15 protein-coding genes are annotated in these 23,473 nt (G+C 68.6%); 7 read left to right on the top strand and 8 right to left on the bottom strand.

The genetic code is table 11. The annotated features are described in order from the left end of the window. Window positions 1–24: 24 nt before the first annotated feature. The 5 genes from NR810_RS06815 to dnaE form a co-directional block, all read right to left on the bottom strand. Window positions 25–477 (bottom strand): hypothetical protein, encoded by a 453-nt coding sequence (locus tag NR810_RS06815; protein WP_257449164.1) that lies wholly within the window; start codon window positions 475–477, stop codon window positions 25–27. A gap of 215 nt (window positions 478–692) precedes the next feature. After that, a complete protein-coding gene (locus NR810_RS06810; protein WP_257449162.1) occupies window positions 693–6,296 on the bottom strand; it encodes a lamin tail domain-containing protein in 5,604 nt (1,867 codons plus the stop codon). 132 nt (window positions 6,297–6,428) lie between these two features. Then, complete coding sequence (locus NR810_RS06805) at window positions 6,429–7,232, bottom strand: SDR family oxidoreductase (protein WP_257449152.1); 804 nt, start codon at window positions 7,230–7,232, stop codon at window positions 6,429–6,431. Between the two features lie 5 nt (window positions 7,233–7,237). Continuing rightward, a complete protein-coding gene (locus NR810_RS06800; RefSeq protein WP_257449150.1) occupies window positions 7,238–8,065 on the bottom strand; it encodes a crotonase/enoyl-CoA hydratase family protein in 828 nt (275 codons plus the stop codon). Between the two features lie 68 nt (window positions 8,066–8,133). Next, window positions 8,134–11,706, bottom strand: a complete 3,573-nt coding sequence (gene dnaE / locus NR810_RS06795) for a DNA polymerase III subunit alpha (protein WP_257449149.1) — start codon at window positions 11,704–11,706, stop codon at window positions 8,134–8,136. Window positions 11,707–12,062: 356 nt separating this feature from the next. On the opposite strand from dnaE, the gene NR810_RS06790 reads away from it, so the two are divergent. Together NR810_RS06790 and NR810_RS06785 are read left to right on the top strand one after the other, a co-directional pair. Continuing rightward, the gene (locus tag NR810_RS06790) at window positions 12,063–12,512 is read left to right on the top strand and encodes a Spy/CpxP family protein refolding chaperone (RefSeq protein ID WP_257449147.1); all 450 of its coding nucleotides are present in this window, start codon (window positions 12,063–12,065) and stop codon (window positions 12,510–12,512) included. Between the two features lie 88 nt (window positions 12,513–12,600). After that, window positions 12,601–13,416, top strand: a complete 816-nt coding sequence (locus NR810_RS06785; RefSeq protein ID WP_257449145.1) for a M14 family zinc carboxypeptidase — start codon at window positions 12,601–12,603, stop codon at window positions 13,414–13,416. Between the two features lie 19 nt (window positions 13,417–13,435). Here NR810_RS06785 and NR810_RS06780 read toward each other — a convergent pair whose 3' ends face one another. Continuing rightward, the gene (locus NR810_RS06780) at window positions 13,436–14,437 is read right to left on the bottom strand and encodes an MBL fold metallo-hydrolase (RefSeq protein ID WP_257449144.1); all 1,002 of its coding nucleotides are present in this window, start codon (window positions 14,435–14,437) and stop codon (window positions 13,436–13,438) included. Between the two features lie 169 nt (window positions 14,438–14,606). On the opposite strand from NR810_RS06780, the gene NR810_RS06775 reads away from it, so the two are divergent. From NR810_RS06775 to NR810_RS06755, 5 genes are all read left to right on the top strand, one after another. Further along, window positions 14,607–16,193 (top strand): FAD-binding oxidoreductase, encoded by a 1,587-nt coding sequence (locus tag NR810_RS06775; protein ID WP_257449142.1) that lies wholly within the window; start codon window positions 14,607–14,609, stop codon window positions 16,191–16,193. Window positions 16,194–16,220: 27 nt separating this feature from the next. Next, window positions 16,221–17,834: a glycerol-3-phosphate dehydrogenase/oxidase gene (locus NR810_RS06770; protein ID WP_257449140.1), complete on the top strand. Its 1,614-nt coding sequence runs from the start codon at window positions 16,221–16,223 to the stop codon at window positions 17,832–17,834. A 52-nt stretch (window positions 17,835–17,886) separates the two neighbouring features. After that, window positions 17,887–19,086 (top strand): cytochrome P450 family protein, encoded by a 1,200-nt coding sequence (locus NR810_RS06765; RefSeq protein WP_257449138.1) that lies wholly within the window; start codon window positions 17,887–17,889, stop codon window positions 19,084–19,086. 100 nt (window positions 19,087–19,186) lie between these two features. Further along, on the top strand, window positions 19,187–21,250 hold the full coding sequence (locus tag NR810_RS06760) for a carbon starvation CstA family protein (protein WP_257449136.1): 2,064 nt from the start codon (window positions 19,187–19,189) through the stop codon (window positions 21,248–21,250). A 1-nt stretch (window position 21,251) separates the two neighbouring features. Beyond that, entirely contained in the window at window positions 21,252–21,455 is a 204-nt protein-coding gene (locus tag NR810_RS06755) for a YbdD/YjiX family protein (protein WP_257449134.1), read from the top strand. A gap of 11 nt (window positions 21,456–21,466) precedes the next feature. Here NR810_RS06755 and NR810_RS06750 read toward each other — a convergent pair whose 3' ends face one another. Both NR810_RS06750 and NR810_RS06745 read right to left on the bottom strand, forming a co-directional pair. Continuing rightward, window positions 21,467–22,663 carry a substrate-binding domain-containing protein gene (locus NR810_RS06750; protein ID WP_257449132.1) on the bottom strand — a complete coding sequence of 399 codons (1,197 nt, stop codon included), beginning with the start codon at window positions 22,661–22,663 and terminating at the stop codon, window positions 21,467–21,469. Further along, a complete protein-coding gene (locus NR810_RS06745; protein ID WP_257449130.1) occupies window positions 22,660–23,466 on the bottom strand; it encodes a hypothetical protein in 807 nt (268 codons plus the stop codon). The genes NR810_RS06750 and NR810_RS06745 overlap by 4 nt, the downstream gene beginning before the upstream one ends. Between the last annotated feature and the right edge of the window lie 7 nt (window positions 23,467–23,473).

Genomic DNA, 23,473 nt, shown 5'->3' with positions numbered 1-23,473 from the left:
ATGGGCGGCCCGGAGGCCGGGGACTCAGCCGACGTGGATGCCGGACAGGCCGAAGTGATGCCGGATGCGCTCGGCGTCCGCGCCGAGTCCGCCCTCCTCCAACTTCTGGGTCACGTACCTCAGGGCCGAGCCCATGTCCGGGACGATGACGTGCGGCATGGGCATGGCCTTGAGGTGGAAGATGAGGCTGAGCACCAGGCGCACGGGTGCCGAGGTCACGATGGTGGCATTGCCGATCACCTGCTCACGCAGGAGGGCCTCGTGCTGGCGTGTCCACTCCGCCTGCAGCTGACGCTGATGGGCCGTGAAGAGGCCCACCTGGCTCAGGTCCGAGACGACGACGTGCCGCTCCCCCCGCTGTGCGTAGCTGAGCGATCGGGCGAGGAATGCCTCGAACTCCGCGTCCGTCAGCGAGCCGGTGAGGCGGATGACGAGCAACGGCCAGAGCGAATCGTCAAAGGAGATGATCGCGCTCACGGCGCCTGGCTCCTCCTACCGCAGGTGTCTCCCAGGAAGATGTCTGCCCGGGAGACGAAGGGCACCTGTCCCTTCGGGCAGCGCACCCGGTCAACCCTGACCGGCCGACTGCCCACCCAGCAGCCGAGCTCACACCATGGACGAGATGCCGTCCGAAAGAAAGAGGCCGCCCCGGTCACCCGGAGCGGCCTCTCGAACATTAGCGAGGTGAACGACTACGGCAACTCGGCGGGACTCGAGGAGTTCTGCGGCTGACGGACCGCGCGCTGCACGAAGTCATTCGCGTTGTTGTCGGTGTCGGTACCGTTGCCGTGGTTGGCATCAACACCCCCCACCGCCATGGTCTCGGAGGTGGAGGAGGAGTACGCCTTACGCTCGAGGCTACCGCCAACAGCCGGGTGGGACGGAGCAGTGGAGCCCTCGGGATGGTTCCCGGTGCCATACCCCAGCTTGTCCACCGTGTTCGGATCATTGAGATTGGTCGTAACCAATCCAGGCCCGATGCGGATGTTACCGCCACCTGTGGTCGAAGCAGACGTATCGAAGTTGTAGGAAGCGTCCTTCGCGCCGGTGTAGTTGGCACCCCCGAGCAGGAAGTACTTCCTGGGCTGGATGATGGTACCACCGGGGGCGGTGGTCGAGTTGATCGTGACCGTGCCGGTGTAGTTCGAGCCAGCGGCCGACTTGTACTGCACCGTCCACCCATTGAGATCCACGGGGCTGTCGGTCGGGTTGTACAGCTCGATGAACTCATCGGTCGAGCTGGTGCCGGAACCAGTACCCCCGGAGAACTCGCTGATGACCACGTGGTTGGTCAGCACGGGAGGCGGCGGAACAGAACCCACCACCGTCACGCTGCCGTAGCTACCCGCGGGCGGAGTCACGGCCCCGCTCTGGTCGCAGTACACGTAGTCCGAGTAGTCACCCGTGGCCGGATCCTGGAGCCGGTAGCGGAAGCCGTACTTGTACGTGCCCGGGGCGGAGGGAAGGGTCAGCGTCCCCATCATCTCGTCGTTGTCGTTGCTGGTGGTGCTGTAGTAGCCGCCGTTGAAGAACACGGGAGACCACGTCCAGGCCGCCGGGTTGGTGGAGTCCGTGCCGTAACCCAGCTCGGCGGACACGAACGGGTAGAAGTCGTTCCCGAACGTGTTCCGGTCGGTCACGCCCGGCTCGTAGAACTGGCTGTAGATGGTCCACGAGGAGCCCGGCTCCACGGTGGCCGGGTAGTTGCCATCCACGGACGGGAACGTCTTCGGGCTCTGGATGACGCAGTAGTCCACCGGCGCGGTGGCGGCCACTCCGCAGGTGGAGTTGGGCGCGTTGGGCGTGCCGTAGTCTCCGCCCGCCAGCTGCGTCTCCGCGTCACACCAGTACCAGGACTGGGCATGGGCCTTGGTGCCCATCACGACCGACGAGAGGCTCATCGCCTTGCCACGGGTCTGCGGGAAGTCCGCCGAGTACGTGAAGTCCTCCACCGTGGTGGCGCCGTGGCTGAGCCGGATGACCCCCGAGCCGCTGAGGGAGATGGCGTTGCCGTAGGCGGCGTTGGCGGAGACCCCACCGTTGGAGGCGGTGTCCGCGTCCTGCGCCAGGACGAACGTCCCCTTGCCGTCGATCACCACCGGAACGGAGCCGCCACCACCCACCGTGTAGGAGGTGGTCGATTCGCCGTTGACGTACTCCACCAGCAGGCCATTGAGGTCGAGCAGGTTCGAGGTGTTGTTGGACACCTCGATGTACTGGGTGGTGCCCGTGTTGGGGTTGTGCATCACCTCGGAGATGCTCAGCTGATCCGCCGCGGGAGCGGCGGCCGTGTCGCACGCGTCCTTGAAGCAGACGCCGCTGGGGCCGGGGCACGTGGTGGTCGTCTGCGACTGCTGGCAGGTAGGGTTGTTGTCCACGACCACGCAGGTCTCCGTGGTCGTGGTCAGCGAGACACCATCCGCGCCGCAGGTGGACGAGGGCGCCGCGCAGTCGGGGACGCACGGGCTCGCGTTGGACGTCATCGCCGAGGTGACGAAGAACGAGCTGTTGCCCGCGTCGTCCCAGACCTTCAGGGCGAAGTAGTAGGTGGTCGAGGGGCTCAAGCCGGTGACGGTGGCCGTCTCCGGATCCGGGCTCCCCGGGGCCTGGGGGGCACCCGTGAGCACCTGGTCGGTCAGGGACTCGAACGACTCCGCGGTGATCGCGCTCGTCGAGTAGCGCAGGTCGTAGCTGGTGGCGGTGCCGGCGGCTCCGTCATCACCCACGGGCAGCCAGCTCAGCTTCACCTGGGTGCTCGTCCTGCTCACCACGGTGAGCGGCGCGACGCTCGGTGCGGCATCGTCCGTAATGTTGAACGCGGCACTGGTGGCGTCGCTGAGTGGCGTCCCCATGGCCCTGATCTGGAAGCCCGTGCCCTGCTGATCCACGGTGAGATCCGGGAAGTTGGCGATGCCGTGCTGCGGAGCGACGGTCAGCACGCCGCCCAGCACGGCCGACACGTTACCGCCGGACAGGGCCAGCGTAATGGCGGGCGTCGCGACGTCGACGAGGTTTCCGAACTCGTCGGTGATGCCCACGGTCACCGAGCCCAGCGACGTGCGCACCCTGGCGCTCTGAGGCTGGTCGCGGAACGCGAGCAGCTTGGGCACGTCGGGGTTGATGCTGATCGACTTCCCATCGCTCAGCGAGCCGCTGGACAGATCCTTCACGGCCAGCGGCTGATTGCCCGCGGTCTTCAGCGTCACCTGGAAGGACTGGTGGCCGTTGTCCGCGGCGACGAACGTGTAGTCGCCGGGCAGGACGGCCTTCGGATCCGTCGAAGCGGAGAAGCCGATGGTGCCCCTGTAGCCGGTGGCCACGTTGCCGAAGGAGTCCTTCAGCGTCACGTCGACGGTGAACGAGGTACCCGCGGTGAACGGGCCCGTGGGCGCCGCCAGCGCGAGCGTCAGGGCGTCGGCCGGAGTGACCGTCTCCACCGTGTCGGAGGCACTCAGACTCCGAGCCGCGTCCGTCACGGTCAACTTGGTGGCAACGGCCTTCTCCAGCGTGAAGTCGAACGCGCGGCTGCCATTGTCCTCGGGGAGGAAGGCGTAGTCGGCCGGCACCGTGACCCTATCCGCCGGGTCCGCGGAGAAGTGCACCGTCCCGGAGTAGTCCTTCACGATGTTGTCGTGGGCATCGAACGCGGTGACCGTCGCACGCAGCGGGTCGCCGGCCTTCACGGAGCCCGGAGCATCCAGCACGAGCTTCGCCACCGTGTTCCACGTCACCGAGGTGTCGGCCGTGGCGAAGAGGGCCGGAGTGGCCTTGTCCTCCACCCGGAGGGTCTGCGTGCCCACGGTGAGCATCTGCACGGTGAACTTCTTGAGGCCCTGGTCGGCGGCCGTGAAGGTGTACTCGCCCAGGGGCGGCGCCTTCGCGTCGGTGGAGGTGAAGAGCACCGTGCCGGTGTAGCCGGTCTCACGCTGGTCGGAGCCGTCGAGCTTCTCGACCGTGATCTCCACCGAGTCGCCGGCCTTCATCGTGGGCGGCAGACCCGTGAGCACCAGCTTGCCCAGGGGCGGCTCGGACACCTCCACGTCCAACGTGGCGGCCGTCAGACCCGACGCGGAAGCCGTGACGGTGCGCGAGCCCGCGGTCTTCAGGACCACGCCATCGAAGGTGTGCTGCCCCTTGTCGGCGGCAGTGAAGGGCCAGGCCGCCGGCAGCTCCGCGGCGGTGTCATTGGAGGAGAGCGCCACCGAACCGGCGTATCCCTCCGCGGGGTTGTCATAGGCGTCGAACACCTTCACCGTCACGCTGATCGCGGAGGAGGCGACCGTCGTGCCCGGGCCGGAGATCTCCAGACGGGAGGCAGGGGCGTGGGCGATGTCGAAGGGCGTACTGGTGGCGGGGGTGATGCTGCCCGAGGCGACGGAGGCCTCCAGGGTGTAGCCCTTGCCGGCCTTCTCGATCCGCACGGAGTCGAACGTGGCCACGCCATTGACGGCGTTCATGCTGAGCGTCCCGAGGCCCGTGGCCCCATTCACCTTCAGCGTCACCAGCGAGGTCTCGTTGCCAACGGTCACGCCATTCGCGTCCTGGATGGCCACCTGGAAGGAGGCCAGCTTCACGCCGGCCGTCCCGCTCTGCGGCTGCGTGGTGAAGACGAGCTTGGAGGCCGTGGTGAACGGCGTGGTGAAATCGAGCGTGGAGACGACGGAGTTGTTCGCGTTGTCCGTCACCGTCAGGGCCACGTAGTACCTGAGCCCGGGGGTGAGGTTCGTGAGCGACACCGTCTCGTTGCTACCGGACGGCTTGGGAGCCGCCATGGACACCGTCTGGGCACCCGAGAGGTCCGGGTTGGTGGAGTAGCTGAAGTCGTAGCGGGTGGCCCTTCCGAACGACCCATCATCACCCGGCGCCGTCCAGGAGATGGTGGCGGAGGTGGCGGTGAGGGCCGTCCGGAACAACTCCGGCTGGGTGGGCTTCACGTTGTCCGTGATGGTGAAGGGGTTGCTGAGCGCGGAGACGAGCCCGGGCGCGGAAGCGGTCAGCACATAACCCGCGGCGTCATCGGCGGTGGAGAGGTTCTGGAAGGAAGCCACGCCGTCCACCGGTGCCACCGAGGCGGCGCCCGCCAGCGTCCCGCCCTTGTCGAGGGCGAGCGACACCAGGGGTGTACCCGCGGCCGTCCGGTTGCCGGCGGCGTCCAGCAGCACCACCGCCACGCTGAAGGCCGTGCGCACCGGGCTGTTGGGCGGCTGACTGGTGAAGACGAGCTTCGCGGGGGGACCGGCCACCACGTCCAGCTCGAGCGAAATCGTGAGGGCCGCGTTGTCCTTGTCCGCCACCGTCACCTTCCGGGCGCCACCCGCCCTCTTCAGGACGATGCCGTTGGTGAAGACGTGCCGGCCCGCGTCGGCCGCGGTGAAGGTGTAGTCCGAGGGCAGCACGTCGGCGCCGTCATCGGAGGAGAAGTGCACGGTGCCGGTGTAGCCCGTCACCGCGTTGCCGAAGACGTCGACCGCGGAGACCTCGAGGCTCAGCGGGCTGCCGGACGTCACGGGCGACACCACCGGGGACAGCTTCAGAGAGGCCAGCGCGGCGGGCGCCACGTCGAAGGCCGGGCTCGTCGCGCCCGTCAGCCCCTCGGCGCTCGCCGTCAGGGTGTAGCCCCGCGCGGCCTTCTCGAGCACCAGCCCGGAGAAGCGCGCCACGCCCTTCACCGCCTGCGCCGACACCGTCCCCTTCAGGCTGGCACCCGCCGGGCCGGAGCCGATCGCCACCGTGACGGTGTTCGTGGCCTCCGTCATCGTCTCGCCATCCGCGTTCTGGATGGCCACGTCGAACACCCCGAGCTCCGCTCCAGCCGTACCGGAAGGAGGCGCCGAGATGAAGGCCAGCTTCGAGGCCGACAGGACGACGAAGTCCAGGGTGGGCCGCGCCGACAGCGTCACCGGGCCCCCCTCCGCCTCCACGGACGCCGTCACCGTCTTCGTCCCGACCACGGTGGACGTCACCTTCACGGTGGTCACACCCTGTGCGTCGGTGGTCTCGGGCTGCGTCACCGCGTTGCCCTCGCCGGAGACCGACACCTTCACCGTGCGGCCCGCCAGCGGCGTTCCATCCGCCTTGCGCACCGTCACCGTGATGCTGGCGGCGTCCTGACCGTTGGCGCGCAAGCCCACGGCCTTGTCCACCTCCACCGTCGAGCGATCCGGATCCGGCTGCTCACGTGCGGACGGAGGATTGACGACCGGGTCACCACAACCCGAGCCGCATCCTACGGACAGGCCGAGCAACAGCACGCTCCACGCGACCAGTCGCGCGAGCGTGGGGGGTCCATGCATCATGAACGTCTCCAGGCAGAGAGGGCAGGCCCTCACCCGCTAACGAGAGGGCAAGGACAGAGTGCTTTCTATCAGACACTCCCTCCCTGGAAAAACTCAGTGCCAGAAGACGGAATTGTTACACGCCCGCCTGCTTCACATCCCCATGGCCTGGAGCATGAGGCCGGAGCCGAGCAGGGACTGGCCGCCGTCGCAAACCATGATGGAGCCGGTGATGTACGAGGCCGCATCCGACGCCAGGAAAAGCGCGAGTTGCGAGATATCCTGCTTGGTGCCGAAGCGGGCCAGGGGCAGGGCCTTGGTGAGCTTCTCGCGGGCGTCGTCGCCAGGGGCGAGCCGGCGCATGCCCTCGGTGTCGTCGATGGGGCCGGGGGTGATGGAGTTGATGCGCACACCCGCCCCACCCCACTCGATGGCGAGGGTGCGGGTGATCATGTCCACGCCGGCCTTGGCGGCGCAGACATGGGCCTGCATGGCCATGGGGAGGTAGGCCTGGGGCGCGGAGATGTTGATGACGGAGGCGCCCGGCTTGCGCAGGTGCTCGTAGGCGGCGCGGCACGCGTTGAAGGTGCCCAGCACGTCGATCTCCAGCACCGACTTGAAGCCGTTGGAGGACATGCCCAGCGCCGGAGCGGGGAAGTTGCCCGCCGCGCCGCACACGAGGATGTCGATCTCCCCGTACGCGTCATGGGCCGCCTGGAAGGACTTCTCCACGGCCTCGTAGTTGCGGACGTCCGCGGGCACGCCCATGGCGGTGCCATGGGCCTGGAGACCCTTCACGGCCGCCTCCAGCTTCTCCACGTTGCGGCCGTTGATGACGACCTTGGCGCCCGCCTTCACGAACGCCTCGGCGATGCCGAGATTGATACCGCTGCTACCGCCGGTGACGAACGCCACCTTGCCCGCCAGCAACCCGTCCCGGAAAACACCCTGAGCCATGTGATTCATCTCCCCTGGAAGCGCGGAGGCCGCCGCTCGGCGTATGCAGCGAAGGCCTCGGCGAGGTCATGCGACTGAAGGAAGGCGGAGTTCCACACCGCCACGTAGCGCAGACCGTCCGCCACGGACTTGTCCGCGCAATACTCCATCACCTGCTTGGCGCCCTGGACGACCAGGGGCGGATTCTCGGCGATCTTCCGCGCGGTGGCGCGTGCCGCGGCCAGCAGCTCCTCGGGGGTGGCGAAGACCTGGTTCACCAGTCCCATCTGGAGGGCACGGTCCGCGTCGATGTCGCCACCGGTATAGGCGAGCTCGCGCGTGTTCCCCTCGCCGATGATGCGCGGCAACCGCTGGAGCGCACCGAGGTCCGCGGTGATGCCCACGCGCACCTCGCGCAGGGAGAACTTCGCCTCCCGCGAGCAGTAGCGGAAATCGCACGCGGCGATGAGGTCGATGCCTCCGCCGATGCACCAGCCGTGCACCGCGGCCAGCACCGGCTTGCGGCAGCGGGCGAGCCCCTCGGTGGCGGCCTGCATCTTCTCGATGAGCTGGAGGAGCCGGGTGCGCTCGAGCGCGAGGTTGCCCTCTCCCACCAGCAGCGGCCCGAGCGACTCCATCATCGCCATCAGGTCCAGGCCGTAGGTGAAGTGGGCGCCCTCGCCCCGCAGGAGGATGACGCGCACCGAATCATCCGCGTCGAGCGTCCGGAGCACCTCCGGCATCTCACGCCAGAAGTCCGGCCCGAGCGCGTTGCCCTTGCCGGGGCCGGTGAGGACCACCTCGGCGATGCCATCCGCCTGCTCGATACGAAGAGACTGGTATGTGGCCGTCATTCAGGGCCCTCCCTCGCGAGGAAGGGCCACTTGAGCAGAACGCCCGGGCAGCGTCCACGCCCGCGCGCTCAGCCGAACTCGACCACCTTCATGCCGAAGAGCCGCTCCACGGATTGGATGAGCTCGTCGCTCACCTGCACCTTGAGCGCGGTGTTGCCGATGAGCGCCTCGGCCTCGTTGGAGAACAGCAGGCTGACGGCCACCGGCGTGGCCCCCGCGTACTGTTTGGCGATCTCCGCCAGCTTCGCCAGCCGATCGTCCGTGGCCAGATCCACCGGCAGCCGCAGCTCCAGCCGCTTGGTGCGCTTCTCTCGCACGGCCTTGAGGCTCTGGATGTCCTCGACGATGAGCTCCGCCACCGGCGTGTCCTCGTCACGCTGGTTGATCTGCACCGTGCCCGTCACGAGGATGGGGTCATCGCTCTTGAGCAACGGCTCCCAGTGCTCGAAGCCGGGCTTGGGCCCCGCCTTCGTCCACTTGCCGTCCTTGCCCATCACGTTGCGCGTGCCGTCCTTGCCCGGGAAGCACACCAGCTCGATGGAGCCCGACAGGTCCTCCAGCGTCACCCACGCCATGCGCTTGCCCGTCTTCGTGGGCCGCTCGCGCAGGGCCGCCACGATGCCGGCGATGGTGAGCTTCTCGTCCTTGCGAGCACGCTGCACCGCGGTGATGGGCCGCGCGTAGCGCTTGAGCTCCTTGTCGTACTGGTGCAGCGGGTGGCCCGACACGTAGAAGCCGATGGCCTCCTTCTCCAGCGCCAGGCGCTCCTTCTCCGACCACTCCTCCACCTGGACGTAGTCGTCCTTCATCGCGCCGCCGCCCGACGACCCGCCACCCAGCATGCCGAAGAGCGAGCTCTGCCCCGCGGCCTTGTCCTTCTGGCTGCTGGAGCCGCGGCTCATCGCGCGCTCGATGCTCTCGAAGAGCTGCCGCCGCGGGCGGTTCTCGAAGTCGAAGGCGCCCGCCTTCACCAGCGCTTCCAGCACCTTGCGGTTCACCTTGCGCGAGTCCACGCGCTCGCAGAAGTCGAACAGGCTCTTGAAGGGCCCCTCCTTGCGCGCCTCGACGATGGACTCGATGGCGCCCTCGCCCACGCCCTTGATGGCGCCCAGGCCGAAGCGGATCTTCCCCTCCACCGCGCCGAAGGCCATGTCCGACTGGTTCACGTCCGGCGGCAGCACCTGCACGCCCGACTGGCGCGCCTCGCCGATGTGCAGCACCACCTTGTCGGTGTTTTCCTTCTCGCTCGTGAGAAGGGCCGCCATGAACTCCACGCGGTAGTGCGCCTTGAGCCAGGCCGTGTGGATGGTGACGAGGCCGTAGGCCGCCGAGTGGCTCTTGTTGAAGCCGTACTCGGCGAACTTCTCCATGAGGTCGAAGATCTCGCCGGCCACCTTCAGGTCGACGTTGTTGTTCTTGCACCCCTCGAGGAAGCCGGCCCGCTCGGCCTGCATGACCTCGGCCTTCTTCTTGCCCATCGCGCGGCGCAACAGGTCCGCACGGCCCAGGGTGTAGCCTCCCAGCACCTGGGAGATCTGCATCACCTGTTCCTGGTAGACGATGACGCCGTAGGTGTCCTTGAGAACGGGCTCCAGCGCCGGGTGCGGGTACGTCACCGGCTCGCGGCCGTGCTTGCGGTTGATGAAGACGTCCACCATGCCCGAGTCGAGCGGACCCGGGCGGTAGAGCGCGCCGGCGGCGACCACGTCTTCGAAGCAGGACGGCTTGAGCTTCATCACCATTTCGGTGAAGCCGCTGGACTCCATCTGGAAGACGCCGGCCGTGTCGCCCTCGGCCATCAGCTTCCAGACATCCGCGTCACCCTCCAGCGGGATGTCCTCGCGCAGGATGGGCTTGCCATTGGGCGGGTTGCGGTTGATGAGGTTGAGCGCGTTCTGGATGACGGTGAGCGTCTTGAGGCCGAGGAAGTCGAACTTCACCAGGCCGGCGGCCTCCACCTCGTCCTTGGCGAACTGGGTGATGAGGGTGTCCTCGCCCGGAGGCTGGTAGGTGGGCACGAACTCCCACAGCGGCTTGTCGGCGATGACGACGCCGGCCGCGTGCATGCCGGGCTGACGGTGCAGGCCTTCCAGCGCGAGGGCGATCTCCAGCACGTCCTTGGTGGTGACGTCCTTGCCCTCCACCTGCCCGATGGCGGTGGGCTTCTCCATCATCTCCTTGAGACGCGGCTCCTGCTCGATGGCGTCCTTGAGGGTGATGCCGAGCACCTCGGGCACCAGCTTGGCGATGCGGTCACCCTCGCTGAAGGGCAGCGCGAACACGCGGCACACGTCGCGCAGCACGCTCTTGGCCTTGAGCGAGCCGAACGTGATGATCTGCCCGACGTTGTTCTCGCCGTACTTGCGGCCCACGTACTTGATGACCTCGTCGCGCCGGTCCTGGCAGAAGTCGATATCGAAGTCCGGCATCGACACGCGCTCGGGGTTGAGGAAGCGCTCGAAGAGCAGGTTGTACGGGAGCGGATCCAGGTCGGTGATGCGCAGGCAGTAGGCCACGAGGGAACCCGCGCCCGAGCCACGGCCCGGCCCCACCGGAATCCCGTGCTGCTTGGCCCAGTTGATGAAGTCCTGGACGATGAGGAAGTAGCCGCTGAACCCCATCTTCTGGATGACGCCGATCTCCAGCTCCAGGCGGGCCTTGTAGGGCTCGCGGTCCACGGGCGGCTTGCCTGCGCGGTAGCGCGCCAGGTCGATCTCCTTGAAGCGCTCCTCGAGGTTGGCGCGCGCCAGCTCCGCCATGTAGCTGTCCGGCGAGTGGCTGTCGGGCACCTTGAAGGTGGGCAGCATGGGCTTGCCCAGCTTCAGCTCCAGGTTGATCTGCTCGACGATGCGCTGGGTGTTGTGGACGGCCTCGGGGGTGTCCTTGAAGTACTCCAGCATCTCCTGGGGACTGGTGACGTAGAGCTTGTCCGTGGAGTGCTTCATGCGCTTGCCATCGGCGAGCGTCTTGCCGCTGGCGATGCACATGAGGAGCTCGTGCGCGCGCGCGTCCTCTTTCTTGATGTAGTGCGCGTCCGCGGTGGCGCACAGGGGGATGGCCAGGTCCCGGCTGAGCTGCTTGAGGTTCTCGTTGGCCTTCTCCTGCTCGGGCATCCCGTTGGATTGCACCTCGAGGAAGAAGTGCTCGGGCTCGAAGATGCCCTTGTACTCGAGCGCCGCCCTGCGGGCGTGGTCCATGTCCCCGCGGAAGGCCGCGCCCGTCACTTCACCACCCAGGCACGCGGTGAGCGCGAACAGACCCTTGCTGTGGTCCTTGAGCAGCTCCTTGTCGATGCGCGGGTGGTAGTAGAAGCCCTCGCGGTAGGCCATGGACGAGAGGTACTTGAGGTTGTCGTACCCCTCCTTGTTCTTGGCCAGCAGGATGAGGTGGTGGCCCACCTTCTCCGAGCGGTCCTTGCGGCCCTTGGGACCGGCGACGTAGGTCTCCATGCCGATGATCGGCTTGATGCCCGCGTCCTTGGCCTTCTTGTAGAAGTCGATGGTGGCGAACATGTTGCCGTGATCCGTCACGGCCACGCTCGTCATCCCCTTCTCCTTCACCGTCTTGATGAGGTCCTTCATCCGGATCGCCCCATCGAGGAGCGAGTACAGGGAGTGCAGGTGCAGATGGGTAAAGGACATGGCTGGAAGGTAGTCAGGAAGAGGTCGTACAGCACCACATTTGTTCAGGGTCGCGGAGAGCGCCAGTTCTCTGCCAGGCGATGCGTCCAGGGCCAGAAAATCGGCCTCGGCGCCTTGTGCCATGCCCCGCACGGGGCGTGAAGGAGCCACCGGGTCGGGTGTGGGGCACACGGCCTGACACCTGGGCTTCCCCTCGGAAGCCTCCCCGTGGGGCGGCCAGGGAGGCGGGCGGCCTTCACACTTCTTTACACCACCCGAAAGCCCTCGAAATGGGCCCCTCGCATCCTCTCACCGTCGCCGATTGACGGCGTCCACGAAAGAACGAGGGGCCCGGAAGGCCCCCGGGAGCATACGTCATGACCACGAAGAACAAGCTGCTCATCGCCGGTTCCGCCGTCCTCGCCTTCGTCATCCTCACGGGCTTCCGCGGGGGCCACTTCGGCGGCCCGCGCGACCCCGAGCGCGTGAAGCAGATGATCACCTGGAAGATGGATGACCGGCTGGAGGACCTGAAGGCGACGGACGCCCAGAAGCAGGCGCTCCACGGGCTGAAGGACTCGCTCTTCGAGGACGGCAAGCGCCTCTTCGAGGAGCAGAAGGACTCGCGGGGCCGGATGCTGGAGCAGTGGGAGTCGCCCAACCCGGATGCCAGGGCCGTGCACTCCCTGGTGGATGAGCGCGTGGACGCCTTCCGGGCCTTCGCCCACAAGGTGGCCGATGCCGCCCTGGAGGCCCACCGCATCCTCACCCCGGAGCAGCGCCAGCAGGTGACGGCCGGAGTCCGTGAGCACATGAACGCCCACTAGCACTCGATTGCATGCGGAAGCACACATGGGGGTTGGACCGGGGTCCAGTCCCGTCCCCGGCCCCTCCCCCAGTGAGTACCCTGGGGGAGTGCCACAGAACTACGAAGAGTACGCCCGCCGCATCCGCGGCTACGTCGATATCGCAGAGGTGAACGAGTACGCCCGTGTGCTCGAGGGGGGTGTCGAGTATCCCCTCTTCCGGCTCACCGTGCCCGGCGAACGTTGGTTGGTGATCACCTCGGGCTTCCATGGCGAGGAGCCCGCCGGCCCGCTCACGCTGTGCCGTTACTTCGCGGACATCGCCGCCTACGCCCGCGAACGCCAGGTGGGCCTGCGCGTGTACCCGTGCATCAACCCCTCGGGCTTCGAGGACGGCACCCGTTACAACCGCAGCGGGGAGAAACCCAACAACGACTTCATGCGCTACGAGACGGCGCCCGGCGTGTGGAAGGGCGAGCTCAACCGCGGCGAGCCCTTCCTTCGCTGGGCCCTCTACGACGGCGGCCCCAAGGAGACGCGCGCCGTACGCGCGGACATCGTGCGCCACCCCGCTCCCGTGGCCGCGCTCGACATCCACCAGGACAACTACCTGCCGGGCGCCGCCACCTACGCCTATACCTTCGGGGACAAGAACCTCTACCGGCCCATCATGAGGGCCGCCTCGGAGCACGCCCAGGTCATCCGCGATGAGAAGGTGGACGAGGTCAACCGCACCGACGCGGATGGCCTCATCGAGTACAACGATGGCAGTGTCACGGACTACTTCCTGCGCAGCGGGGTGCCCTACACCGCGACACTGGAGACCACCACCCGGACTCCGCTAGAAGCCTGCCACGCCATCAACCTCATCTGGATTCGCGGCTTCATCGACCTGGCCGCGCGTGGGAGCGGGAGCACCTCATGATTCACCAGGCTCGGGCGCCCTACCCTTCCTGGCCGAACCGGTGGAGCTGCCCCACCGCGCCGGGCACCACCACGTCCCCGAGCGCGCGGACGAGGGCCTGGGTCGCCCTCCATCCCGTGCAGTGCCCCGGGACGAGCCGCTTCAAGCCGAGCGCCTGGATGTCCCGCACCGTGTCGTCGATCCATTGCTCGTTGAACGGCCCGGAGAGGTGCAGTCCCCCCATGGCCGCGTGGAGCGGCACCGAGGGGAAGCGCCCCGCCGCATCCTTCAATACGTTCACGATGCCCGCGTGCGAGCACGCGCTGAAGACCACCAGTCCCCGGTCCCGCACGTGCACGGCCAGGTAGCGCTCGTCCATCACCAGCGGGTCGGGGACCCAGCTCCCGTCGTCCGCGCGGTGGAACTGCTGTGGCAGCCCCTTTTCGTAGGGCGTCACCCGGGCGATCTCCCCGCTGACGAAGAACATGTCCTCGAGGAGCGTGCGGGCCTCGGACGCGTTCACCACCGCGCCACCGGCGGCGGTCAGCTCCTCCACCGAGGGCACATCTCCCAGCGGCAGGACGCGGCCATCTGCGAGCATGAAGGCACGCTTGTCGAACATGCCCGGGTTGACGTGCATGGGGACGTCCCGGCCACCGTTGGTCGCCTTGATCATCCGCAGGGCCTGGGGCAGCCCGCCCGCATGGTCGAAGTGCCCATGCGACAGGACGACACTCTCGATGGAGCCCAGGTCCACGCCGAGCCGCTGGGCATTTCGCTCGAAGGCATAGGCCTCCGGCCCCGCGTCGAACAGCACGGTGTGCCGGGTACTCCCGACATGGGCCGTCACCACCAGTGAAAGGCCCCACGCCGCGCAGCAGAGGCACGAGCCGGTGAGCTCCTTCATCCCGGCTTGCACGAGGTTGGGCCCCTCCGGCGTCACCGTGGATGGAACCGTGGAGAGCAGATCGAGCACGTTGTCGACGACGACGAACACCTCGAGACGATCTACCGCGCGAAGGGATGGGACGGTCACGGACATGGGCGACTCCTTGGGGTCTTGCGGACGGCGCCCCTATACCAGTCCCGCTCCACGGCCGGGGGCCTCTCTTGCCAGTCCCGGAGGCGCCCCGCACACTGTGCTCGCGCGGGCCTGCACGGCCAGCGAACCCGGGAGCATCTGGGCCGAACGCCCCCGTCAGGAGGAAGCCGTGAGGCGCTGGAATGGTTGGGGACACGCCGCCGTCAGCTACCCGCTGCCGGACACCACCGCCGCCGTCCTCACGGAACGGGTCGGCCAGGGCACCGCCCCACGGGATGCCACGCTGTCCGAGGTGATGGCCTCCGTGCCACCCTCGCGCCTGCCGCCGCATCCGCTCGTCTCCACCGGGCCCGAGGTCCGCGTGCGCCATGCGCGCGGGCAGAGCTTCCCCGACCTCATCGTCATGCGCTCCGGGCACGTGCCAGCCTTCCCGGATGGCGTGGCCGTCCCCCGCCAGGCGGAGGAGGTGCGCGCGCTCTTCGCCTACGCGCAGGAGACGGGCGCTCGCATCATCCCCTATGGCGGAGGCACCAGCGTCGTCGGCCACGTCAACGTCGAGCCCGGTGATGCCCCCATCCTCACCGTGTCCCTGGAGCGTCTCCAGCAGCTCCACGCGCTCTCCGAGGAGGACCGGCTGGCCACCTTCGGCGCGGGCGTGAGCGGCCCCCGGCTCGAGGAGCAGCTGCGCACCCGGGGCTACACGCTCGGGCACTTCCCGCAGTCCTTCGAGCAGTCCACGCTCGGCGGATGGATCGTCACCCGCTCGCGCGGGCAGCAGTCCCTCGGTTACGGGCGCATCGAGAACCTGTTCGCCGGAGGGCGGCTCGAGGCCCCCGCTGGAACCGTGGAGCTGCCCACCTTCCCCGCCAGCGCCACCGGGCCGGACGTGCGCGAATTCATCCTCGGCTCGGAGGGGCGCATGGGCATCCTCACCGAGGCCACGGTGCGCATCTCGCCGTTGCCCGAGCGGGAGGAGTTCCTCGCCCTCTTCTTCCCCGACTGGGAGCGGGCACGGACCGCCGTGAGGGAGCTGGCGCAGAGTGGCGCGCCGCTGTCCATGCTGCGCCTGAGCACCGCCGAGGAGACGGCCATCAACCTCGCCCTGGCCGGTCACCCGCGCATGGTGGGGCTGCTGTCCGGAGTGCTCGCGCTGCGGAGCGTGGGCCCGGACCGCTGCATGCTGGTGCTCGGGCTCTCCGGGAGCGCTCGCACCGTGGAGCACGGCCGGAGGATGGCGTTGGACCTGGCCGGCGGGCACGGCGGTGTGCGCGTGCCCGTGCTCGGGGAGAAGTGGAAGAAGGGCCGCTTCCGCTCGCCCTACCTGCGCAACGCCGCCTGGGAGCGCGGCTGGGGAGTGGACACCGTGGAGACGGCCACCTCCTGGAGCAACGTGCCCCGGCTGCTCGCCGCCGTCGAGGGCGCACTCCGCGGGGCACTCGCGGACCGGGGCGAGGAGGTACTCGCCTTCACCCACTTGTCCCACGTGTACCCCAGCGGCTCCAACCTCTACACGACGTTCATCTTCCGCCTGGGCTCCGAAGCCGGGGAGACCCACGCCCGCTGGCTCGCGCTCAAGACGGCCGCCAGCCGCGCCATGGTCGCCCACGGTGGAACCATCAGCCACCAGCACGGCGTGGGCACGGACCACCGGCCCTATCTGGAGGCGGAGAAGGGGCCGCTCGGCGTCGCCGCCATCCGCCAGCTGCTGGGAACCTTCGATCCAGCGGGCCTGCTCAACCCGGGCAAGCTCGTCTGACACGCCGTTGGGGGGAGTCGTCACACCATGTCCGCATCCACCGCACGAGAGGCGCTCTGGGGAGCCCTCGCACGGCCCTGGGATTTGATCATCATCGGAGGCGGAATCACCGGCGCCTCCGTCCTGCGCGAGGCCACCCGCGCGGGCCTGAAGGCCCTGCTCGTCGAGCAGCGGGACTTCGCCTGGGGCACCTCGAGCCGCTCCACCAAGCTGGTCCATGGAGGACTGCGCTACCTCGCCAACGGCGACGTGCCCATGGTCCGCCAGTCCATCCGTGAGCGGAAACGGCTGCTCGCCGAGGGCAACGGCCTGGTGGTGCCCCTGGACTTCCTGCTCGCCAGCCACCCGAGGGAAGGTGGCAAGCACTGGCAGGGCCGCGCCGGCATCTTCGTGTACGAGCTCCTCACCGGCAGGTGGCCTCGCGGCAATCACTCCTCCCATCGGCTCCGCGAGCTGGTTCCCTCGCTCGTGCAGGAAGAGGGGCTGCTCGGCGTGCCCTACGACGAGGCCTGGGTCGACGACGCGCGGCTGGTGTTGCGCATCCTCCGCGAGGCCATGGCCGCGGGAGGCTCGGCACTCAACTACGTGCGTGTCACCGGCCTGCTCCGCGAGAAGGGCCGCGTCACGGGCGTCGAGCTGTCGGACACCGTGGGGCGGCGCTCCGCCACCGTCCGGGCCCGGGCCGTCGTCAACGCCACGGGCGTGTGGGCCGATCAGGTGCGCGCGCACCTGTCCGCCGCGCCCAGACTGCGCCCGCTGCGCGGCAGTCACCTCGTCTTCTCCTCCAGGCGCTTCCCGCTCACGCACGGCATCAGCTTCCGCCACCCGCGCGATGGGCGCTTCGTGTGCGCCGTGCCCTGGGAGGACTCCACGCTCGTGGGGACGACGGACCTGGACCACCGCCCCTCGCTGGACGAGGAGCCCTCCATCTCTCCCGAGGAGGTGGCCTATCTGATGGAGGCGGTAGAGGCGCGGTTTCCCTCGCCGCGGCTCACGCTCGACGACGTGGTGTCCTGCTACGCGGGCGTGCGGCCCGTCATCTCCTCCGGCGAGAACGACCCGTCCAAGGAGTCGCGCGAGCACCTCGTGCTCGAGGAGGAGGGACTGGTTACCGTCACGGGCGGCAAGCTGACCACCTGCCGCGCCATCGCGCACGATGCCCTGCGCGCCCTGCGGCACCGGCTGCCCGGGCTGGCCGCGTTGAAGACAGAGGGGCCCTTCCTCGATACGCCTCCTTCGCTGGACGGAGTGCCCCTGGCGGCGCCGGTCCGCATGCGCCTGCGGGGGCGCTACGGCGCGGACGTGCCCGCCCTGGTGGAGGCCGCGCGTCCCGGTGAGCTCGACGCCATCCCCGGCACCTCCACGCTCTGGGCGGAGCTGCGCTGGGCGGCCCGGAGCGAGGACGTCGTCCACCTGGAGGACCTGCTGCTGCGGCGCGTGCGGCTGGGTCTGCTGCTGCCCAACGGTGGTGAGGAACACCTGCCCGTCCTCCGCGAGCTCTGCCAGCGGGAGCTGGGCTGGGACGATGCGCACTGGGAGTCCGAGGCCCGGGCCTATCTGACGCTCTGGCGCACCCACTACGCGCTGCCCGGACAACAAAGAGCTCCACGGGAGTCCCAGGCCCTCGCCGCGCATCGCTAGAATGAATCCCCCCCGCGAGCTTCCCGCATCCTCCTCTTCTCGGAGAACCCCCATGCCCGGAAGAAGCCTTGACCTGTGGTCCCCCGCCCACCGCGCCAACCCGCGGCCCCTCTATGCGCGCATGCGCGAGCAGTCGCCCATCGTCCGGTTGGTGGAGCCCCTCCGGCAGATGCCTTTCTGGGTGGTGACCCGCTACGACGACACGGTGGAGGTGTTGCGCGACGAGCGGCTGACCAAGGACCCGCGCAAGTTGAGCGCGCAAGCGCGGTCGACCGTCTTCCGATCCGCCCAGCAGGGGCTGCTCGAGCACATGCTGGCCTCGGATCCGCCGGACCACACCCGGCTGCGCGCGCTGGTCTCCCAGGCCTTCACCCCCAAGCGGGTCGAAGCGCTGCGCCCGCGCATCCTCACCCTCGCCACCGAGCTGCTGGAGGCGGCGCTGGCCCGTGGGAGCGTGGACTTCATCGACGCCTTCGCCTTCCCCTTCCCCGTCATCGTCATCGCCGAGATGCTGGGAATACCCACCGAGGATCGCGATCAGTTCCGCGAGTGGACACAGGCCCTGTTCGCTCCGGACAGCAGCCCCGAGCACTCCATGGCCGCGGGCCGGAGCTTCGTGCAGTACCTCTCCACGCTCATCCAGCGGCGGCAGACCGAGCCGGGGGAGGATCTGCTCAGCGCGCTGATGGCGGCCGAGGAGCAGGGAGAGCGGCTCAGTCCCACCGAGCTCACCAGCATGGTCTTCCTGCTGCTGGTGGCCGGCCACGAGACGACCGTGAACCTGCTGGGCAGTGGGCTGCTGGCGCTGCTCGCGCACCCCGAGCAGCACGAGCGGCTGCGGGGAGACCGGAAGCTGATGGGCCCGGCGGTGGAGGAGATGCTGCGCTATTGCAGCCCGGTGGAGACGAGCACGGCGCGCTTCACGGTGGACCCCATCGAGGTGTGCGGCCAGATCATCCCCGCGAACGAGATGGTGGTCGCGGGGTTGATGGCGGCCAACCATGACCCGGAGGTGTTCGCCGAGCCGGATCGCTTCGATGTGGGGCGCACGCCCAACAGACACGTGGCGTTCGGCTCTGGCATCCACTTCTGCCTGGGGGCGCCGCTGGCTCGGATGGAAGCGGCGGTGGCCTTCGAGCTGCTGTTGAACCGGGCACCGGGGGTGAGGCTGGCGGTGGAACCCGAGCGCCTGGAGTGGCGCAAGACGGCCTTCATCCGGGGCCTGGAGCACCTCCCGGTCACCTTCGGCTGAACCCACGCTGCTGACTGGTGCCCGGAGCGCGATCTGGAGCATTGACCCGGCCCGGTCCATGGGGAACGTTCCGGGAGATGCACCGAGCGAAGGGAACACCATGAATCGTATCGCAAGCAAACTGGGGTGGGCACTGCTCGCCATTCTCGGCGCGTTCTGTCTGGGGACGGTGGCGCTGCACCGGGGCGAGACAATCAACGCCACCTGGCTGGTGGTCGCGTCCGTCAGCATCTACCTGCTCGGCTACCGCTTCTATGGCCGGTTCGTCGCGGACAGGGCCCTGAGGTTGGACCCCTCCCGGGCCACCCCGGCGCAGCGCCGCAATGACGGCCTCGATTACGTGCCCACCGACAAGTGGGTGCTGTTCGGCCACCACTTCGCCGCCATCGCGGGCGCCGGTCCGCTGGTGGGCCCGGTGCTCGCCGCGCAGATGGGCTACCTGCCCGGCACCTTGTGGATCCTCTTCGGCGTGGTGCTGGCCGGCGCGGTGCAGGACTTCATGATCCTGTTCCTCTCCATCCGCCGCGACGGCAAGTCCCTGGGCGACATGGTGCGCATGGAGCTGGGCCCCGCCGCCGGCGTGGTGGCGATGATCGGCGTGCTGATGATCATGATGATCATCCTCGCGGTGCTGGCCCTGGTGGTGGTCAAGGCGCTGGCCGAGAGTCCCTGGGGCACCTTCACCGTGGCCATGACCATTCCCATCGCCCTGCTGATGGGGCTGTACCTGCGCTACCTGCGTCCGGGCCGCGTGCTCGAGGTGTCCGTCATCGGCTTCGTGCTGCTGATGCTGTCCATCTGGCTGGGTGGCCGGGTGGCCGAGAACCCGACCTTCGCGCCGCTGTTCACCTACGACGGCAAGGCGCTGGCCTGGATGCTCATCGCCTACGGCTTCTGTGCCTCGGTGCTGCCGGTGTGGCTGCTGCTCGCGCCTCGCGACTACCTGTCCACCTTCCTGAAGATCGGCACCATCCTGCTGCTGGCGGTGGGCATCGTCCTGGCCATGCCGGACCTGCGGATGCCGGCGATGACCCGCTTCGTCGACGGCTCGGGTCCGGTGTTCGCGGGCAACCTGTTCCCGTTCCTCTTCATCACCATCGCCTGCGGCGCGGTGTCCGGCTGGCACTCGCTGATCTCCTCGGGCACCACACCGAAGATGCTGGCCAACGAGCGCGAGGCGCTCATGGTGGGCTACGGCGCGATGCTGATGGAGTCCTTCGTCGCCATCATGGCGCTGATCGCCGCCACGGTGCTGCAGCCGGGTGTGTACTTCGCCATGAACTCACCGCCCGCGGTGATCGGCACCACCGTGGAGCAGGCGGCCCAGACCATCAGCCAGTGGGGCTTCGTCGTCACCCCGGAGATGCTCACCCAGACCGCCCGGGAGATTGGCGAGTCCTCCATCCTGTCGCGAGCGGGTGGCGCGCCGACCCTCGCGGTGGGCATGGCGCAGATCCTCCATGGGCTGGTGGGCGGCGAGGGCATGATGGCCTTCTGGTACCACTACGCCATCCTGTTCGAGGCGCTGTTCATCCTCACCACCGTGGACGCGGGCACGCGCGTGGGGCGCTTCATGATTCAAGAGCTGGCCGGCCTGGTCTACGCGCCGCTGAAGAGGACGGAGTCCTGGAGCGCCAACCTGATCGCCACGGCCATCTGCGTGGCGGGCTGGGGCTACTTCCTCTACCAGGGCGTGGTGGACCCGCTGGGCGGCATCAACACGCTGTGGCCGCTGTTCGGCATCGCCAACCAGATGCTGGCCGCCATCGCGTTGATCCTCGCCTGTGTGGTGCTCGTGAAGATGAAGCGCGAGCGCTACCTGTGGATTCCCGCGCTCCCCACCGTGTGGCTGGTGTGCTGCACGCTGACCGCCGGCTGGCAGAAGGTGTTCGGCGAAGATGTCCGGGTCAGCTTCCTCGCCCACGCGCGCGCCTTCTCCGCGGCGGCGGAGAGCGGCAAGGTGCTGGCACCGGCGAAGTCGCTGGCGGACATGCAGCAGGTCATCACCAACGACTACGTGGACGCCGCCCTCACCGTCATCTTCATGCTGGTGGTGGTGGCGACCCTCGCCTTCGGAGTCCGCGCGGCGCTGGCGGCCCGCCGCTCGACGGTCCCGACGGCACAGGAGACACCGCCTGTCCCCCTCGCCGCCGCGGGCCCGTGACATGGACGCCTCTCGAGCCACTCCGAAGACGCTCTGGCGCCGGGTGGTGCAGACCGCCCGGTTGCTCATCGGCGTGCCCGACTACGACACCTACGTCGCGCACATGCGCCAGCACCACCCCTCGCGGCCGGTGATGAGCTACGAGGAGTTCTTCGACGAGCGCATGCGCGCGCGCTACCGGAGCGGCGGCGGGCGCTGCTGCTGAGCACGGTGGGCTCAGCGCTGCGCCGAGCCCACCACGCGCGACCACATCGTCAGCAGGTTGCGGACCACCGACCCCTCCGGCACCTCGGCCACGGGGGGCACGTCCACCTGGATGCCCTGGGGTGCCAGCCGCGTGAAGGGGTTGGCCGCGTCCTGCGTCTTGAGCGGTACCGAGGGGTCCGCCGGGCGGAAGCCGAACGCCAGCGCGCGCTCCTGCACCGGACGGCTGTGCAGGTACGCCAGCCACTTGCGCGCCGCGTCCTGCTGCTCCGGCGTCACCCAGTCCGCCTGCAGCAGCGCCGCCGGGTGGTCGCTCCACAGCGTGAGCGCCGGGTAGTACACCTTCAGGTTGCCCCACCGGCCCTGCGCGTTGCCGATCTGCGAGATGGCCAGGTTCTCGTACACCACCGCCATGTCGTACTTCGATGGGCCGAAGCGGACCATGTCCGTCATGAAGGTGCCGGTGGAGGTCTCGAACCGCGTCACGCCCTTCTCCAGCTCCTTCACCCACGTCTGGTACTCGGGCTTGAGCAGGTCTCCCACCGACAGCCCCGTGCGCTTGCCGTAGAACTCCAGCGTCGCCAGCAGCATCGCCTGCAGGCCCGAGTTGGAGCGCGTCGGATCCGTGTGGCCCAGCTTCACGAAGCCCCACTCCGGCTTGCCGCCGATGGCCGGCCAGCCCTGGTCGCTCGCCACCGCCTTGTGGATGGCCTTCCACGACACCACGCCCCCCGAGGCCTTCTGCAACACCTCGGCCCGGTCCTCCCACACCACGAACACCAGCGGGGTGATCACCAGCGGCTGCGGAGCGTCATCCCCGCTGGTGGCGAACAGCTGCCCGCGCTGCGGGTCCGTCGACCACTCCGACTCCAGCATGCGCAGCACGGCGCTGTCGGCCGGGCTCCACACCGTGGGCTTCTCCTTGCCGTCCAGGATGGATTGGGCCGCGTCCAGCGAGCCCTTGCCCACCAGCTTCACGCGGATGGACGGGTTCTCCTGCTGGAAGCCCACCACCGCGGACTCCACCCACTCCTTCTTCTCCGTACTGTAGAGGAAGGTGATCTCCGTCGCCGGCCCGGAAGGCCCCTGCCGCGATGAAGGGGCGGTCTCTCCGCCCTGCTGCGCCTTGTCCTTGTTCGAGGACGTGATGAAGAGCACCGCGCCGACCGCGACGAGGAACCCCAGGATGATGAAGACCTTGGGCTTCATGATGCGACTCGAACCTCCTTGAGCGATTGCAGGGTGTCCTCGAAGGCCTGGAGCTCACCGTTCATCCGGGCGAGCTCCTCGCCGAGGTCCCCGTACATACTGTCCGTGGCCTGCGCGTCCAGGGCGCGCAGGCGCATCACCTTGGCGGGCAGCCCCTGGAAGGTGACCGCGACGCTCGAGAGGTTCGCCAGCACCCGCTCGTACGCCGTGTGGATGTCCATCAGCGCCGCCAGATGCTCCTCGCGCGTCTTGCGCGAGCTCTCGTACTGCCCCCGCGCCTCCGTGTCCCGCGCCGCCCGGGACTGCTCGTCCAACAGGCGGATCTGCTCGCGCACCGCGCCCAGGTCCACCGTGCGCAGGTAACGGAAGAGCTCCTCGCCCCGCTGAACCAGGCGCACCGCCCGGCCCTCCAGCTCCCGCACCGACGCCAGGGCCAGCCCCAGGTGCGCCACCACCCCGCGCGGCGCGCCCTCCAGTGTGCGCGTCAGCTCCTCGCGCGCCTGGTGGATGGCCCGCACCGAGTCTCGAATCCGGGGATCCTCCAGCCTGCCCGGGGCGGGCAGCTTCCGCGCCTCGTCCGAGCCGCCGGAGAGGGTCTCCTTCCAGAAGCCGGGCGACACCACGTCCCACGCCACCAGCGCGACGTAGGCCGCGCCTCCCAGCGCGGCCACCGCCCAGGAGTGCAGCACCGCGGCCAGCAGCGCCGACGAGCCCGCCACCACCAGGTTGAGCGTGCTCCCCGCCGAGCGCGCCAGCACCTTCGGAAGGTGGCCCACCAATGTCGATTCACCGCGCTCGGCCATGTCCCCT

The organism is Archangium lipolyticum (genome assembly GCF_024623785.1).
GTDB lineage: Bacteria > Myxococcota > Myxococcia > Myxococcales > Myxococcaceae > Archangium > Archangium lipolyticum.
The sequence above is the reverse complement of the archived record's forward strand: the minus strand, read 5'-3'. Positions and strand labels throughout refer to the sequence as shown.